11 protein-coding genes are annotated in these 17,278 nt (G+C 49.1%); 7 read left to right on the top strand and 4 right to left on the bottom strand.

The window, feature by feature from the left end:
• Positions 1-102 precede the first annotated feature (102 nt).
• From msbA to dnaE, 3 genes are all read right to left on the bottom strand, one after another.
• Positions 103-1,848 carry a lipid A export permease/ATP-binding protein MsbA gene (gene msbA, locus H8K38_RS11965; RefSeq protein WP_186885066.1) on the bottom strand — a complete coding sequence of 582 codons (1,746 nt, stop codon included), beginning with the start codon at positions 1,846-1,848 and terminating at the stop codon, positions 103-105.
• A gap of 169 nt (positions 1,849-2,017) precedes the next feature.
• Positions 2,018-3,403 carry an O-antigen ligase gene (locus H8K38_RS11960; protein WP_222610837.1) on the bottom strand — a complete coding sequence of 462 codons (1,386 nt, stop codon included), beginning with the start codon at positions 3,401-3,403 and terminating at the stop codon, positions 2,018-2,020.
• Entirely contained in the window at positions 3,381-6,899 is a 3,519-nt protein-coding gene (gene dnaE, locus H8K38_RS11955) for a DNA polymerase III subunit alpha (protein WP_186885064.1), read from the bottom strand. The genes H8K38_RS11960 and dnaE overlap by 23 nt, the downstream gene beginning before the upstream one ends.
• A 261-nt stretch (positions 6,900-7,160) precedes the next feature.
• Between dnaE and H8K38_RS11950 the strand changes: the two genes are divergently transcribed.
• The 7 genes from H8K38_RS11950 (at position 7,161) to H8K38_RS11925 (ending at position 15,712) form a co-directional block, all read left to right on the top strand.
• Positions 7,161-9,206 (top strand): TonB-dependent siderophore receptor, encoded by a 2,046-nt coding sequence (locus H8K38_RS11950; protein WP_186885063.1) that lies wholly within the window; start codon positions 7,161-7,163, stop codon positions 9,204-9,206.
• Between the two features lie 78 nt (positions 9,207-9,284).
• Entirely contained in the window at positions 9,285-10,193 is a 909-nt protein-coding gene (locus H8K38_RS11945; protein ID WP_186885062.1) for an ABC transporter substrate-binding protein, read from the top strand.
• Positions 10,190-11,515, top strand: a complete 1,326-nt coding sequence (locus tag H8K38_RS11940; protein WP_186885061.1) for a GGDEF domain-containing protein — start codon at positions 10,190-10,192, stop codon at positions 11,513-11,515. The genes H8K38_RS11945 and H8K38_RS11940 overlap by 4 nt, the downstream gene beginning before the upstream one ends.
• Positions 11,516-11,904: 389 nt before the next feature.
• Complete coding sequence (locus H8K38_RS11935) at positions 11,905-13,650, top strand: glutamine--tRNA ligase/YqeY domain fusion protein (protein ID WP_186885060.1); 1,746 nt, start codon at positions 11,905-11,907, stop codon at positions 13,648-13,650.
• The gene (gene dgt / locus H8K38_RS11930; RefSeq protein WP_255422944.1) at positions 13,650-14,657 is read left to right on the top strand and encodes a dGTP triphosphohydrolase; all 1,008 of its coding nucleotides are present in this window, start codon (positions 13,650-13,652) and stop codon (positions 14,655-14,657) included. The genes H8K38_RS11935 and dgt overlap by 1 nt, the downstream gene beginning before the upstream one ends.
• Before the next feature lie 39 nt (positions 14,658-14,696).
• Positions 14,697-15,146, top strand: coding sequence for a hypothetical protein (locus H8K38_RS18470; RefSeq protein WP_255422943.1), 450 nt, complete (start codon positions 14,697-14,699; stop codon positions 15,144-15,146).
• Positions 15,143-15,712, top strand: a complete 570-nt coding sequence (locus tag H8K38_RS11925; RefSeq protein ID WP_186885059.1) for a hypothetical protein — start codon at positions 15,143-15,145, stop codon at positions 15,710-15,712. The genes H8K38_RS18470 and H8K38_RS11925 overlap by 4 nt, the downstream gene beginning before the upstream one ends.
• 391 nt (positions 15,713-16,103) lie before the next feature.
• On the opposite strand, the gene H8K38_RS18700 is transcribed toward H8K38_RS11925, so the two are convergent.
• Entirely contained in the window at positions 16,104-17,051 is a 948-nt protein-coding gene (locus tag H8K38_RS18700) for a M23 family metallopeptidase (protein WP_186885058.1), read from the bottom strand.
• Positions 17,052-17,278: the final 227 nt, after the last annotated feature.

Here is a 17,278-nt window from a genome sequence, read left to right as displayed (position 1 = left end):
CATAGTACACAGTACTGATCGGGTTTACGCAAAACTGATGCCAGCAATACGCAAATACCTTCAGACGCTCAGAATGCTGCTGCAGCAACCGTGTCATCTGGTTTAATCTGCAAATTGCAAACGATACAGGTTTGCATACACGCCGTCTCTGGTCAACAGTTCTGTATGCGTACCGGTCTCGGCAATCCGTCCGTCCACCAGCACCACAATCCGGCTCGCGCGCTCAATTGTGGAAAGCCGGTGTGCAATCACCAGCGTCGTCCGCCCTTGCATCAGTTCATCCAGTGCTTCCTGCACAGCACGCTCGGATTCGCTGTCGAGTGCAGAAGTCGCTTCATCAAGAATCAGGATAGGCGCATCTTTATAGATTGCCCTGGCAATTGCGAGACGCTGACGCTGACCGCCGGATAAGCGATTGCCGTTATCACCGATAGTGGTGTTCAAGCCATCCGGCAAATCACGCACGACATCATTCAGATGTGCCGCCTGTACCGCAGCAGCAATGCGCGCCGGATCGGGCTGCGGATCACCATACGCAATATTGGCAGCGACAGTATCATCAAACAGCACCACATTCTGACTCACCATCGCTATTTGCTGGCGCAGGCTGGTGAGCGAGATTGCGCTCAGTGAACGTCCATCCAGCAAAATATCGCCACTCACAGGCGTATAAAAACGCGGCACCAGATTCACGAGCGAAGTCTTGCCACCGCCCGACATGCCAACCAGCGCAATGGTTTCGCCCGGTTGTATGCTGAGGTTGATATCGTTCAAGGCGCGCTGTTCTTGTCCGGGGTAAGCAAAACTGGTCGCCACGAATTCCAGTTTTCCTTGCGCGCGCGCCATCAGGTTTTCACCACTGTCTGTTTCCGGCGGAGTATCAATCAGACCAAACACCGATTCAGATGCGGCAAGCCCGCGCTGCATGGGACCATTCAAATCCGCCAGACGTTTCAGTGGCGTCAGTAACAGCAGCATCAGGGTGAAAAATTCTGCAAAATTACCAGCCGTGGTCTGATTTGCAGCAGCCTGCGACACCGCGATCATAATCACCACAGCGACAGCAAAAGCAGCTGCCAACTGCGTCAACGGCGTGGTGGAAGCCACCGCCACCGTGGTACGCATCGCATAACCACGGAGTTTTTCATTTTTATCTTCAAAACGCTGTTGCTCGTATTGCTGACCGCCAAAAATGCGGATCACCTGATTCGCACGGGTCGCCTCTTCTATCACTTGCGTCAGTTCATTATTCACACTCAGCTGATTCTGATTCAGCTTACGCAAGCGCTTGCTGACGCCGCGTACCAGTACCGCCATAACCGGGATCAGCACCAACGCGACGATAGTCAGTTGCCAGTTGCGCCACAATAAGGCCAGCAACAGCACCAGCACCGTCAACGAATCGCGGAACAGTGTCGTCATCGAGACTTTCAGCATTTCCACAATCTGTTGCGCTTCAAACATGATAGTGTTGATGATGCGGCTACTGGATTCTGCCTGATAAAAACTGACCGGCACGTTCAGTATGCGATCAAAAATTTTGGCGCGTAATTCGTTCAGCAATTTGGTGGAAATCCAGCTCATCAGATAACTGGTCGTAAAGGTACACAAGCCGCGCACCAGAAAAATACCGATAATCGCGACCGGAATTTTCCATAAAGCCATATGCGATTGTTCACCTTTAAAGCCGTGATCGAGCAGATAACCCAGCACTTTCGGAAACATGACCTCGGTCGCCGCGGTGCCCAGCATCGTCAGCAATGCCAGCAAAATCCGCGAGCGATATGCCTGTACCGATATCCATAGCCGCTGAAATACTGTGATCGTTTCTTTATTAATCAAACTCATATTTTTATAATGTCTTATATTTTATGCGGGTCTTCAGGCATTTTTGACCTGTCAGGCGCAGCAGATATAGGGGATTGTTTTTTAATTCTGAAATATTCCCCATAAAAACTATTCCTGCACAACTTGTGCATTCAAGCCTATCGCCACAATGCAACCGCCACCATTTGCTTCAGGCCTGATTCGCTTTATCTCTGAGCATATTCTGACGCAAACCGGCAAGTGGAATCGCCAGCAGAATCATGAATGCCATACCGAACACCGCATCGCGCAATATCGCATTGAACATCGCCCCTGTCATCATCGCCAAGGTTAACATGCTCAGCAGCATAGCTTTGTCTTTCGTTGAATTATCTTTACTGAGCGCCATTCTTCTGGCGATTCCGAACTGACTGAACCAGATCCACAGCAAGGCCGCGACGCCCGCCATGCCTAACTCTGTTGCATACAGCAAGTAGTCATTATGCGGCGTCGTCATACCGTTACTGCTCAAACCTTGTGAGCGCTGCCGGTAATTCGGCATCCACGATGCAATGCCGTGTCCACTCCACGGTTTTTCCGCAATCATGCCTGTGGTAATCCGGTAAATCTCAGCACGCATGCCGTCATCATCTGATGATTTTTTTCCATGCGCAAAATCGTTCGCTTGTTGTATTGTGCAAACGGCACGTAATTTGGCGATATCCCATGGTGGCAGTTGCACCTGACTCACAACGCAACTCGCCGGACGCGGCAAGTCTGCAACATATTTCAAGCAAGCTGCGATGGTGACTAACAACACCAACGGTAACAACAGGCTGCGTAAATTCCATCGTAGATTGCGCAACAAGATCAGGCCGCCCATCAGGAAAAACATCAGGCTCGCGGTGCGCGTCTTTGACAGCAACACCAAGGCCGCCACCACATACAGCAACGCCAGAATGCGCAACAGATAATGATTTTGTCGCAAACGCAGTTCATGCAGCATCCACCCCGCCGCGATCGCTAACAAGACGCCGAGCAAAATGGATTTATTTCCCTGATACAAAACATAGCTATGGAACAGCGTGTTATCCGGCAAGACATGAAAGAAATTCGCAACGAATAAGGTCGAAGCCATCACGGCACCGGCAAAAAAAACTGATACCGCTTTACGCTGCCAGTCTCCCGCATCAAGCGCCAGAAACGGCAGCAGCAACAGATAAGTCTGGTAATGCATCAGCGCGGGCCAGAACTCTTTTCCCATCTCGGCTGGCCGCTGTTGCGTCAGTGCGATGACGACACTGACTGCCGTCAGCAGCAGCACCGGCATCAACAGTGGGCTCTGCCGGATGTTATCCAGTTTGCGTGATGCTTGTCCCGACAGGATCAGTGCGAGATAGAAAAAAAAGATACCGGCATACATCACACCGACCGGAAAAAACAGAGTCAGCGGCAGACACATCAGTATCTGCTCAGGCAATCGCTGACGCCATTGTCGTTCCAGCGGCACGCTCAGATGTGCGGCTGGAATGACACTGGCAGCAGCGGTAAGGAGATTATCAGTCGGCATGAAATCAGGCGTATTCGATCGTGACATTTTTCGGAGACAACCATTCACCCAGACTCAGACGTAAATTATCGTCAGGATTCACGCGCCATTGATCGGATAAATACAATTCGGCACTCGCCTCCGCATTCTGATAGCTGATCAATACCGGGCAGCCATCCGCGTTCAGATGCGGCTTCAACAATTCCTGCAGTTTTTTGGTATCGGTACTGGCTTGTAAAGTCAGACGTAAGCCCTGAGAAAACTGCACCCTTGCCCGACCGATATCCATGACTTTTTCTGCCGAAATCCGCAAGCCACCTGAGAAGCGATCTTCCGAGACTTTGCCCAGCACAGCCAGAAATTCATCTTCCTTAAACAAGGATTTGAACTCTTCCATGATCTCGCTGTAGACAGTGACTTCGACCACGGCTGTACTGTCATCCAGCGTCACGATCAGCAACTTGCCACGCTGCGTCATCTGCGTGCGGACACCGGTAATGATGCCGCAGATCAGGCGTAAATCACGCGAAGGCTCAACTTTCGCTAACGTCGTCTTGATGAACTGACGCACTTCCGGCGCATACGAATCGAACAAATGGCCGGATAAATAAAATCCCAGTGCCAGTTTTTCTTCTGTTAAACGCTTTTTGTCAGACCAGACAGGAACATCAATGTATTCCGGTGGTGGAATCAGATCATCATCGTCACCGAACAGGCTGACCTGATTTGCCGCAGCCTCTGCCTGATCCGCGGCCTCTATCGCCAGTGATACCGTGGCTAACAACACGGCTCTATCTTTTCCCAGACAGTCCATCGCACCGGCACGAATCAACGACTCTATCGTACGGCGATTCACCTGTCGTTTATCGACCCGCTTACAGAAATCGAACAAATCTTTGAACGGACCACCGGCAGCGCGTACCGCCATGATGTTCTCTATCGCATTCTGCCCCGAGCCTTTGACCGCGCCCAGACCGTAACGTATCTGCGTCGATTTCTTGCCGGGTTCACCGACTGGCATAAAACGGTAATCCGATTGATTGATATCCGGTGGCAGCATTTTCAGCTTACAGATATCCATCGCGTCTTCGACTAAGATTTTCACCTTGTCTGTATCGTCCATGGCGAGCGACATATTGGCTGCCATAAACGCAGCCGGGTGATGAGCCTTCAGGTAAGCGGTGTGATACGACAACAGCGCATAGGCGGCAGCATGGGATTTATTAAAACCATAGCCCGCGAATTTTTCCATCAAGTCGAAGATTTCGTCGGCTTTTTCTTGCGGCAAGCCATCTTTAGCTGCGCCATCGCGGAAAATCTGGCGATGTTCGGCCATCTCTTCAGCTTTCTTTTTACCCATCGCACGGCGCAGCAAATCCGCACCGCCGAGTGAATAACCACCGACCACCTGCGCCATCTGCATCACCTGCTCCTGATACACCATAATGCCGTAGGTTTCAGACAAAATGCCTTCGGTACGCGGATCGGGATAGTCAAACTTCTCGCCGTGCTTACGCTTACAGAAGTCCGGAATCAGATCCATAGGACCCGGACGATACAAAGCCACCAGCGCGATAATGTCTTCAAAGCGATCGGGACGTGCGTCTTTCAACATGCCTTGCATGCCACGGCTTTCCAACTGGAACACGGCGACGGTTTTCGCTTTGGTCAGTAACTCATATGATGCTCTGTCATCCAGCGGCAATTTCGCCAGATCAAAATCTGCCATCGAAGGATCCAGCATTTTGATATAGCGCACCGCCCGATCAAGAATTGTCAGCGTCGTCAAACCCAAAAAGTCGAATTTCACCAAGCCAACGGCTTCAACGTCATCTTTATCGTATTGCGACACCACGCCGGAATCCCCTCCCTGAGTGTAAAGCGGACAGAAATCCGTCAGCTTACCGGGAGCAATCAACACACCACCGGCATGCATACCGATATTGCGGGTAATGCCTTCGACTTGCTGCGCCAGATCGAGCAGAGTTTTGACTTCTTCTTCGTTTTCCTGACGCTCGGCCAGTAAAGGTTCTTCGATAATCGCTTCCGCAATCGTCACCTGCTTACCTGGCTTGAACGGAATCAGTTTCGATACACCATCGCAAAACATATAGCCAAAATCGAGTACACGCCCCACGTCGCGAATTGCTCCTTTTGCCGCCATCGTTCCGAAGGTAGCGATCTGCGACACCGCTTCTTTGCCGTAACGGTCTTTCACGTATTGAATGACGCGGTCTCGGCCTTCCTGACAAAAGTCAATATCAAAGTCGGGCATCGATACCCGCTCAGGATTTAAGAAACGCTCGAACAGCAAATTGTATTGGAGCGGATCAAGATCGGTAATCAGCAGTGAATATGCGACCAGCGAACCGGCACCGGAACCGCGACCAGGGCCAACGGGAACGCCATTATTTTTTGCCCACTGAATAAAGTCGGCAACAATCAGGAAGTAGCCCGGAAAACCCATCTTGACGATGGTATCGGTCTCAAATTTGAGGCGGGCTTCGTAACGGGCACGCTCTTTCTCGCGTTTTTCTTCATTTGGAAACAGATGCTGAAGGCGGAATTCCAGCCCGCGCTTCGCCTCATGCACCAGAAACTCATTAATATCCATACCATCAGGGGTAGGGAAATCTGGCAATTTAGGTTTACCTAGTTCCAGCGTCAGATTGCAGCGTTTGGCAATTTCCACGGAATTTTGCAAAACCGCCGGCATATCGGCAAACAGCGCCTGCATTTCAGCCTGCGTCTTAAAGCATTGCTGGTCGTTGAAGCGACGCACACGCTTACCATTCGCAAGCATGTCTCCTTCCGCGATGCAGACCCGCGCTTCATGCGCCATGTAATCATCTTTGCTCAGGAACTGCACCGGATGCGTCGCCACCACCGGCAGTCGTAATTTCTTTGCCAGAGCCACCGCTTGCCGCACATGATTTTCCATGTTGGCCTGGCCAGCACGTTGTATTTCGATATAGAAATGGTCAGGAAAAATACTTTCCCATCGACGTGCATGCTCCTCGGCCAATGTCAGATTGCCGTTGTCAATGGCGACGCCCACATCACCAAAATGAGCCCCGGACAAGGCGATCAAGCCTCCGCCCTGCCCCTGCTCATGCAATTTCTGCAGCCACTCAAAGCGAATTTCAGCCCGCCCTTTGTTCTGATTCGTCAGCCAGGCCTGCGCCAACAGTTCGCACAGTTGCAAATAACCTTTACGATTTTTGACCAGCAACATCAGACGTGTCGGCTTGTCACGGTCAATTTCATTGGTAATCCAGGCATCACAACCAGCAATCGGTTTAATTCCCTTACCTCGCGCTGCCTTATAAAATTTAACCATGGCAAATAAGTTTGCCAGATCGGTAATTGCCATCGCTGGCTGCATGTCTTTGGCTGCGGCCTTAATCACGTCATCGATACGTACCAGACCATCCACAATCGAATATTCAGAGTGGATACGTAAATGGACAAATTTTGGATCAGATGGCGCAGCGGATGTTGCTTGAGCGTTCGCTTCTGGAGAAAGTGTTAATTCTGTAGTCATCCCGCTATTCTACCGCGAGCCCAGTTCTGTACATCAACTTTACGACAAACCGGAATCAGCTCACTGATGACGATGACGAAACAACATCAGATCAGGCACTCTTTCATCGACCAGGCAAAGAAATTTTCCAGCAAGAAAGACCATTGCATAGTTTTACGAAAAAACACCCCCAGATTGTTCGCAAAGTTGCATTGGTACGACAGCCGTTCGTAAGTGCTGTGTTAAGCTCAAAACAAGTATTGACGCCTTCCGGAGCCTATTTTGCCAACCGTTTTTAGCATGCCGAATGCGGTATTTTCGCGTCGAGTATCAACCCGCAAATACAGACGTTTATTTGCTGTACTGCTTCTTTTTCCTCACCTGAACGCGCACGCCGCATTTTTAGAGGAATCGGCAGAAAGAGGGGAATCTCTTTTTCTGGACGATATTCCCGTCGTTTTGTCAGCATCACGTTTGTCGCAGCCTATCAACGAAGCACCCGCAGCAGTCACAGTCATTGATAAGCAAATGATCAAAGACTCCGGCGCGTGGGATCTGTCCGAAATCTTCCGGCTGGTTCCTGGCATGTATGTGGCCTACCATGCTGATCCGTATTTCTCTGCAGACAGCACCGTTGCCTATCACGGCATGGTGACAACAACAACATCTGATCGCATGCAGGTGCTGATTGATGGCCGCTCAGTCTACTCGGGCTTGTTTGGCGGGGTTAACTGGAGCGATTTACCTATCGTTCTGGCCGATATTGAGCGCATAGAGGTGATACGCGGCCCGGATTCAGCAAGCTATGGTGCAAACTCTTATCTAGGTGTTATTAATATCATTACTCAGCATGCGGCAGAATCCCGCGGAGCATCCGCCTCTTTCTCGTATGGCAACAGCCGCTCGGAAGGCGTATTTCGCTATGGAGCAAAAAGTGGTGATCTCAGCTACCGGCTGACGGCAAGCATACGCAAGGATGACGGGGAAAACACATTTATCCAGCATCCGACCTCGCAGGATAAATACTGGACACTGAATAAATACGATAATAAAACGATGCAGATTTTTAATCTGCGTACGGATTACCAGATCAATGCCAGCGACACGCTGGAATTTCAGTTTGGCTACAATGGCGGCCCGCGCGAGGTCGGCGAATATGACAACGTCTCCGCCGTCACGCGCCGGGCTGAAAATCATTTTGAAATGCTCTACTGGCGCCGCGCTCTTGAATCGGGCGGAGAATTAAGTCTGAAAGCATTTCATACCCAGGAAAGAGTCAACGCCAGGCTGATCGATTCCGATGGTATCAGTGATGGCGACGCGAGATTCAGCCGCTTTGATCTGGAAGCGCAACACACATTTTCACCGTTTAAAAATACCCGCCTGGTATGGGGCGGCAGTGTACGCTACGACAGTACCTATGCTCCGTATTATCTGGGAGTCGGTGACAATCGCTATCTTTACGGTGATTTTCCTTACCATCTGCAAAGATTATTCGGCAATCTGGAATGGCGAATCCGTCCTGATCTGGTGCTGAATGCGGGGGCGATGGCGGAACACAATACCTACACCGGTAGCGACGTCACACCGAGGATTGCACTCAACTGGCATGTCACGCCGGAACACACATTCAGAATCAGTCATTCGCGCGCAACCCGTTCACCATCGGTATATGAAAAGGTCTATGAGAGCTACTGGCGCGGTGCAGATATGTACCCCAGCTTGCCACCATTGCAAACAGAACGCGTCCAATCAACCGAAATTGGCTACATGGGGAAAATCGCTAAAGCCGATGTCGATTTCCGCATTTTTTACGACGACTACAATGAGCTGATCGACGTCCGCAAAGAAAAATCTGCGATAAGCGGCGATCTGAATGCCGGTCGCGCATTAATGCGTGGCTATGAGTTGCAGGTCAAAGCGCCGCTGGGTGACGCCACCCGTATTATTTACGGATTATCCGGCGGCACCGTCAAAAGTGACAACGTCAACGGCGTTATTTACAGCGATTCGTTACCAAAATACAGTCACAGTCTGTTAATCAGCCATAAATTTAATGAGCAATGGCAAGGCAGCCTGGTTGCTTATCAGGTGGCAAAGACAAAATTCAATGCGACCGATTTCAATCCCGTGATGAATCGTGGTTATTACGTTGATGGCAATCGCCGTTTTGACGGACGTCTGGCCTATCAGTTCAAAATGGCGGGGAATCAGGCCGAGCTCGCCTTGATTGTCCAGAACATTGCGAATGCACATTATTTTGAATATCGTCACGACAACGAGTTTCCTGGCCGCTTAACCAGACTGAAACTGAAGGTCGACTTTTAAATCATGGGACACCTACGCCGACTGATCAGCAGAGATTTGCGCCACAAGTGCTACGCCTGCCTGCTCGGGTGGGCACTCATGCTGTTCTCCGGCCTCACCGCCTCCGCCTACACGCTTGACAACATTACTATCGTCCTGAGTGATGAAGGTGGCGCATACGAAGAATTCGCAAATCACCTCAACAGTCTTTTACAGCCGTCAAATAAAACCACAGTCAGGCTGCTCTTGCTGAAAAATATGGCAAATGATGAATTCAGTCGTGTCACTGCCAACCAGCTCGTGATTGCCGTTGGCACACCAGCGATGGTGGCAATGGCGCAAAAACCAGCCACGAACCCAGTGCTGAACGTCCTGGTACCGAGAGCAACCTTCATCAAAACAGCAAAGCAATACAACCGTAACCAAGATCAGCGCCGGTTTTCAGCGGTCTATATGGATCAGTCATGGAGCAGACAATTACGGCTGATACGCGCCACCATGCCGCCGCGCTCCAAAATCGGCATTCTGCTCGGCAGAGAATCGAGCGACTACATTTCCGCCCTGCAAAGCGCAGCAAAAGAAGCCGATCTGGCGGTGAATATCGAATCTGTCACCGATGATGCAGAACTGCTGAACGCATTGCGCCGGCTGTTAAGCAACAGCAATGCAATACTGGCAGTGCCCGACGCGCAGATCTATAACCGTAATAATATTTCCAGCATTTTATTGACCAGCTACCGGCAGCAAGTACCTTTATTCGGTTTTTCCTCTTCTTACGTGAAGGCTGGCGCACTGGCCGCCGTGTATAGCACTCCAGCCCAGATCAGCCAACAGGTTGCAGAAATCATCAGCAACCTGTCCTCGGGCAGCAGCCTGCCAGCACCGCAATATCCACGCTATTTTTCAGTGAATACGAATCCGCAAGTCGCCCGCTCGCTGGGTCTCAGCATCGATTCCGACATTGAAATCCAACGCCATCTCAGGCAAACGTCGGAGCAGGCGCAATGAAAAACTGGCAGCTATCAAAACGCATACTGTTTATCGCCCTGGTGCCGGTATGGGCCATCATGATCTTGCTGACGGTGCTGGTCGTCGTGGTCGGTATTACTGAAATCGATGGTGCGCTCAAAGCACGCGGCGCGCTGATTACACGTCATCTCGCTCCCGCCTGCGAATACGGCGTGTTTTCAGGTAATCGCGAAGTCTTGCAATCAATGGCGCAGGCGATCATGAAAGAAGATGATTCGCAAGCCGTGATTATTACCGACACTGAAAGGCATATCCTTGCCATCAGCGGCAAACCCGATGTGCTCACCGCAGAACACCAGCGAGCAGCCATGGAAGGCCGCATTTCGAAAGGAAAAGGCAGCCTGATTTTCGGCGCGCCGATATATCAGGGCAATACCGAAGGTGACGCATTTGATTTATTCGACAGCACGACCAAAGAAAGGGCAGAAAAATCCAAGCTGCTGGGCTACGTCTATCTGGAACTCAGTACCGCATCCAGCCAGCGCAGCAAAAACCTGTTTGCGATTGTCAGCCTGCTGATCGGCGTCATCGGTACTGCGTTTGCGTCCGTACTGGCGCTGCGTATGAGTAATGATCTGACTCGCCCGCTGTCACGCCTGATTGACGGCGTACATCGCATGGCACAGGGCGAATTCAGCACCCGCATCCTAGCCAATTCCGGTGGGGAGATTCAGGAACTCGAAGATGGCTTTAATAAAATGGCGTCTGAGATTCAGCGCAGTCACGATGAAATGCTGGAGGTCAATGCCAATCTGGAAAAACTGGTCGGTGAACGTACCCGCCAGCTCGAACTGAAAAATCAGGACCTCGAATATCTGTCCAATACCGACCGCCTGACAGGTTTATACAACCGCTTCAAGTTAGAAACCATCCTTGACGAAGAACATTTGCGCAGCCAGCGTTATGGCAGCAATTTTGCGCTGGCCATTATCGACGTTGATAAATTCAAATCCGTCAACGATACGTATGGCCATCAGGTCGGTGATCAGGTGCTGATCGGCATCGGTAAAATCCTGCAAAAAAACGTGCGCAGCAGCGACGCCGTAGGACGCTGGGGAGGCGAAGAATTCATCGTGATCTTCCGCGAAACCACCGCAGAAGACGCGATTGCGGTTGCAGAAGAGCTGCGTGCTGCGATCGAAGCCTACGAATTCGAGACCATAGGCAAACGCACCGCCAGCTTTGGCGTTGCCGCTCACCGCCATCCCGACAACATTTCAGAAATGATACGGCGCGCCGATAACGCTCTGTATACCGCGAAACACAATGGCAGAAACCGCGTCGAATACAAAGAAAACTGATACATCATTGTTGCCAGCAAAGCCAACACAACGCGCCCCGGCCCGGCTCTGTTTCTGCACCCAACCTGCATCCACCCTGCATCAGCCATTTATAAGTGGTGCGCCATACAATGGCGCTCACGCTTGGCACCAGCATTAGCGCCAGCATCCGCACAACAAACCGCCCTCAAACAAATGCGCTTTCTGTGCTGCGCTACGGTAAAATGCTTGTCATCCCATTATGGAAGCACTGAAGCGCACGTTCGCTCACGGGCACAGATGAGGTTGGGCGTCCCTTGCGCATCGCCTGCGCAAAGCAATTCTCCAAAAACCACCTACCATCTGCCTGCCTGACAACGAACCAGCGCGCCGGTCTCGTATCCAATATTTCATTTTTATCGGTTTAATTTATGAGCAACGACAACAAAAATAAGGCAGCAGCAGAAACCGCAGCACCCGTTTCCAATTTTTTACGCGCCATTATCGATAACGACAACGCCGCAGGCACTTACAAGCGCGACGGCATGCCAACCGTCATCACCCGCTTTCCGCCAGAACCAAATGGCTACCTGCACATCGGCCATGCCAAATCGATCTGCCTGAATTTCGGTTTAGCCCGCGATTACAACGGCGTTTGCCATCTGCGCTTTGACGATACCAATCCAGAAAAAGAAGATCAGGAATACGTCGATACCATCATGGACAGCGTTAAATGGCTGGGGTTCGACTGGCAAGCCTCTGCACAAAACGGCGGCGGCAATCACCTGTATTACGCCAGCAATTATTTCGACACTTTCTACGCGATTGCCGAATACCTGATCAATGCCGGTCATGCCTACGTCGATAGCCAAAGCCCTGAAGACATGGCGGCGAATCGTGGTGATTTCTCACGGCCAGGAGTGAACTCGCCTTTCCGCGATCGTACAGCCAGCGAATCGCTGGATTTATTCCGCCGCATGAAAGCCGGTGAATTTGCCGATGGCGCCCACATCCTGCGCGCCAAAATCGACATGGCGTCACCGAATATGAATATGCGCGACCCGGCGATCTACCGCATCCGTCACGCCCATCACCACAACACCGGCGACAAATGGTGCATCTACCCGATGTACGATTACGCACACCCGCTCGAAGACGCAATCGAAAACATCACGCACTCGATTTGTACTTTGGAATTCCAGGATCACCGTCCGTTCTACGACTGGATCATCGCCCGCGCAGCCGAAGGCGGCTTCTTCAAACAACCCGTACCACGCCAATACGAATTCGCGCGCCTGAACTTAACCTACGTCGTCACCAGCAAACGCAAACTGCGCCAACTGGTAGAGCAAAACATCGTCAGCGGTTGGGACGACCCACGCATGCCCACCATCGTCGGCATCCGTCGTCGCGGCTACACACCCGAAGCGATCCAACTGTTCTGCGACCGCATCGGCGTCTCCAAGTCTGATGGCTGGATCGACTACAGCACCTTAGAAGGCGCCCTGCGTGACGACCTCGACCCGAAAGCACCACGCGCCACCGCCGTCTTGCGTCCACTCAAACTGATCATCGACAACTTCCCCGAAGGCGAAAATATTGCCTGCAGCGCCCCCGTTCACCCGCACCACCCGGAACGCGGAAACCGCGAATTCACCATCGGCAAAGAACTGTGGATAGAACAAGAAGACTTCATGGAAGAACCCGTCAAAGGCTACTTCCGCCTGTTCCCCGGCAACAAAGTGCGCCTGCGTTACGGCTACGTCGTTGAATGCACCGGTTGCGATAAAGATGAAAACGGTAACGTGATTGCTGTGCATTGCAACTACTTCGCCGACAGCAAATCCGGCACCGAAGGCAGCGCCAATTACAAAGTCAAAGGCAATATCCACTGGGTCAACGCCGCCGATGCCTTAGAAGCCGAAGTCCGCCTGTACGACCGCCTGTTCACCGATGCGAATCCAGATGCGGGCGGCAAAGACTTCATGGCACTGCTCAATCCCAACGCATTAGAAATCGTCAAAGCCTATGTAGAACCAGACATGAAAGACGTGACACCCGATACGCGTTTGCAGTTTGAACGCCACGGCTATTTTGTCGCGGATCGCGTGGATTCTGTAGTCGGAAAACCAGTGTTTAATCGAGTGACTACTTTGAAGGATAGTTGGGGCAAATAATGTCAGAGCAAACTAATTACTCAACTTTATTGAGCACAAAGCGCTTTAGAGAAAGCGAAATTTCCAATCGTAAAATCATTCTCGAATCTGAAAGTGACAGATCCCGTCTTGTCTTTTCGGCACCATTCCGGCGTTTACAACAAAAAGCACAAGTATTCTCACTGGAATCAAATGCAGCTGTTCGGAGTAGGTTAACTCACTCGCTTGAAGTCGCTCAAGTCGGTCGTTTTTTATCTGAACAAATTGCGATTTGGCTCAAAAATGAGAACAAGGCAACTGACGAAGAATGCAGAGCATTTGTAAACTTTGTAGAAACCGCTTGCCTTATGCATGACCTTGGAAACCCACCATTTGGGCATTTTGGTGAGGCTGCGATTCAAGAGTGGTTTTCACAGAATGGTAGAAATTTGTTAGTTGTTTCGCTCGGCTTACAAAAAGATCCTGAGAACTCACACATTGCAAGCGCACTGGGCGATTTTTTGGAGTTTGACGGTAACTGCCAAGGACTAAGAATTGCAACAAAATTGCAATGGAATCGGGATGAGTTTGGCTTAAACTTAACACATACTACGCTCGCAGCATTTTTGAAGTATCTAAGAAGTCCAAAAGACTCGAATGAAGAAACCAAAGCTAAGCTTTTTCACAAGAAACCCGGTTTTTTTGATACAGAGGCTAACTTAGTAAAGGAAATTTGGAGCACGTTCAATTATACGGAAGGTCCACATCGTTTCCCATTAGCGTATGTTATGGAGGCTGCGGACGATATTGCCTATTGCATCAGTGATTTAGAAGACTCAATTGAAAAAGAATTGATTAGCGAACGATTTCTTTTCCTAGATATTTACACTAAGTGGTCTAAGCAACATATCGAAAACCGTGATTCATGCGATATTACCAAATTACTTTCCGAAGCCAACACCGAAGGCTGTGGAGATAGTTTCACTTTCGTAGATTTTAGAACACGCCTATCTCGATTATTGACTGATCAAGCCGTAAAACATTACTAAGAAAATCACGAAGAAATACTTTCGGGCAAAAGTAAGTCTTTGCTATCTGAAGAATCCAATGGTGGAAAAATATTAGAGGTTCTAAAAAATTATTGCAGAAAAAACGTGTATAGCCATTATACGGTTCAACAAATCGAGCTTTCCGGATACGCAGCCATTCGAGGCTTATTAGAACATTTTGGAATATTACTTTCATGCAGCGAAGAAAGATTCACTGCAGCTTTAAATGATACAAGCAGAAAAGATGCTAACGGAAAGGCAATAATCATTGAAAATAAATTGCTTTCCCTATTCCCACCTAAGCACATAAAAGTATACAAGCATGCAATCAAAGAATTGAAAGATAATCAGACTAACAATAGTGACGAATATCAGTTCATTGAATGGAATCTAAGGGCTCATCTAATAACAGATTTTATTTCAGGAATGACTGATGATTTTGCCATGCAAACCTTTCAAAACTTATCTGGTATCAAAACTCAATTATGATTTTCTCGAAAGATCATCCCTATCAATTTCTAAAGAGTTTTATTGAACGAGAATTCAACATTACTCACATTACTGCTAGTTATTATTTTTATCGGCAGCAGTCTTTGGTCGATGAACGAGTAACTTATTTAGTAGACCGAGAAACATTCTTAGACGAACATGAATTTTCAAAATTTATAGATCAATGCCCTGTTGATTTCGAGGTTGCAATACACTCAGATGTATTAACATCGGATAGTGTCCGGCTACATTTCCCGATGATAGATATGTCGACAAGTGCAACAGCACAATTAAATAAGCTAGAAAATTATATTGGTTCAGAGATATTCAACCAACTTGCATTTTATGATAGTGGTCGATCTTTTCATGTTTATGGTCAAAAACTCCTTAGTGAAAAGGAATGGATTGCTTTCATGGGAACACTACTATTGAGTAATCAAAAAGACTTAAAGCCTTTAGTTGATCCGAGATGGATAGGCCACAGACTGATCGCGGGCTATTCTTCACTTCGATGGACAAAAAATACTTCCCAATACCTCAGCTTTCCAAAACGAGCAAATCCTTAGTAATGAATATATTTCGTTGAATGTTGCATACACTCAGCAAGCGACAAGCGTAGGATGGATACATCCCGAGGGTGCAACATTTCACCGGATATCCTCGATTTTTAAACCATTCGTTTTCCCATCACTGGTACGCACGGCGCACCCTACGCAATATCTGTGCGGCTCGTGGCATGTTTTCGGCCTGCAAGCCACATTTTTATTAGGAGTTCGTTTTTAGGATATTGACGAGTTATCGCATCAAAAGCGTGCTGTGATTTTATTTCTCGCACCGTTCTCATTCCTAAAACCAACGTTCAAATATCGCTGGCGGCACGTATTTTTTCCGTAAATAGCTTTTAGCGCAGACCTATTCTGACCGCCGTATCATTGCCTACAGCCTTATTTCACAAAATTAAGCTTGCTTCATACATTTCAACACCGCGTCGTCAATGATCGCTTCTTTTCTTACACATTCCTTTAATTTTTTTGTAGGCACGATTGTCGTTGAAGTATTTTTTTCAGGGACAAGCCAAGTGTGATAACGGGGTATTATCTTGCCCTTGATTGAATGCCAGAATTCTATTGGCAGAGAAACGATGGTGCCATTTGCATTTTTTTGTAAGTGGAAATGCAAATGTGGTTCCGTAGAAAAGCCGCTATTCCCCGATAGCCCAATGACCATGCCAGCTTCGATTCTTTGCCCCGGAGAGACGTGAGACGAATATTGTTTCAGGTGCGCATAGTCTGCCCAAGTGCCATCGTCATGAAGAATCCGCACAAGGTTTGCCTTGTCCATAAACTCAGGCTTTGCCTGGCCGTTATCTGTGAAATGTTTTATGTTTTCCACGATGTAACCAGATCTGGCCGCAACAATCGGCGTACCAATAGGCATAACGAGATCAATGGCATTTTTATTTGAAACTGCATTGTGAGAAAAAATCGGGCCATCTGGTGCCTGACCGACGAAGACGGGCTGCTCTGAAATAAAAGGCAATCTGTATTTCGCAGTCGGATCATGCTGTGCAACTGGCGAGCCAATCACATAATTAAATTTATAAAAAAACTCGTATCTCTGCTGCTTATTGAAAGCGGAAATTTCGACTAACTCCAGCGTTTGTCCGGGTGCAATATAGCGCACTATCGGCCAGCTCGCGCTGGAAGCGATGTTGCTGGAACGAACTAAATTCAGGCTTAAGGTCAGAGGAATACGACTTCGGTTATTCGCAATCACCAGTGTCGAATTCGCTTTTTTGACACTCTCTACTGACACCAGTGTCGTTTGTGACAAGCAGCAAGAAGACCACAGCCAGGCGACCAACAGCAAGGCTAATTGAAAGTGCAAATTCCGAACTTTTTCCACATTAAGGATTTCCGTTAAAAAAAATCTTGCTGCACGTATTTATTCACTGTGAACAGCTTTCAGCGCAGACCAATTTTTAATGCCGAATTAACACGCGCTGTCTTACCGCAAGCGTAGCATACGCCCTCCTTCCGCAACCCTTTTTTCTACTTGCCACTCTGTTTTTTTTCGCTGGTATTTCGTCAGAAAATGGCAACCAGATGTTGTTGCCAAACACTCCCACTACG

The sequence above is a fragment of the Undibacterium sp. FT79W genome, from assembly GCF_014284215.1.
Taxonomy (GTDB): Bacteria; Pseudomonadota; Gammaproteobacteria; order Burkholderiales; family Burkholderiaceae_D; genus Undibacterium; species Undibacterium aquatile.
This window is presented reverse-complemented; position numbering and strand designations above follow the sequence as displayed.

Coding starts and splice junctions, on each gene's coding strand:
- H8K38_RS11940 (WP_186885061.1), top strand. CDS start 10,190: ATGAAAAACTGGCAGCTATCAAAACGCATACTGTTTATCGCCCTGGTG.
- msbA (WP_186885066.1), bottom strand. CDS start 1,848: ATGAGTTTGATTAATAAAGAAACGATCACAGTATTTCAGCGGCTATGG.
- H8K38_RS11925 (WP_186885059.1), top strand. CDS start 15,143: ATGATTTTCTCGAAAGATCATCCCTATCAATTTCTAAAGAGTTTTATT.
- H8K38_RS11960 (WP_222610837.1), bottom strand. CDS start 3,403: ATGTCACGATCGAATACGCCTGATTTCATGCCGACTGATAATCTCCTT.
- dnaE (WP_186885064.1), bottom strand. CDS start 6,899: ATGACTACAGAATTAACACTTTCTCCAGAAGCGAACGCTCAAGCAACA.
- H8K38_RS11935 (WP_186885060.1), top strand. CDS start 11,905: ATGAGCAACGACAACAAAAATAAGGCAGCAGCAGAAACCGCAGCACCC.
- dgt (WP_255422944.1), top strand. CDS start 13,650: ATGTCAGAGCAAACTAATTACTCAACTTTATTGAGCACAAAGCGCTTT.
- H8K38_RS11945 (WP_186885062.1), top strand. CDS start 9,285: ATGCTGTTCTCCGGCCTCACCGCCTCCGCCTACACGCTTGACAACATT.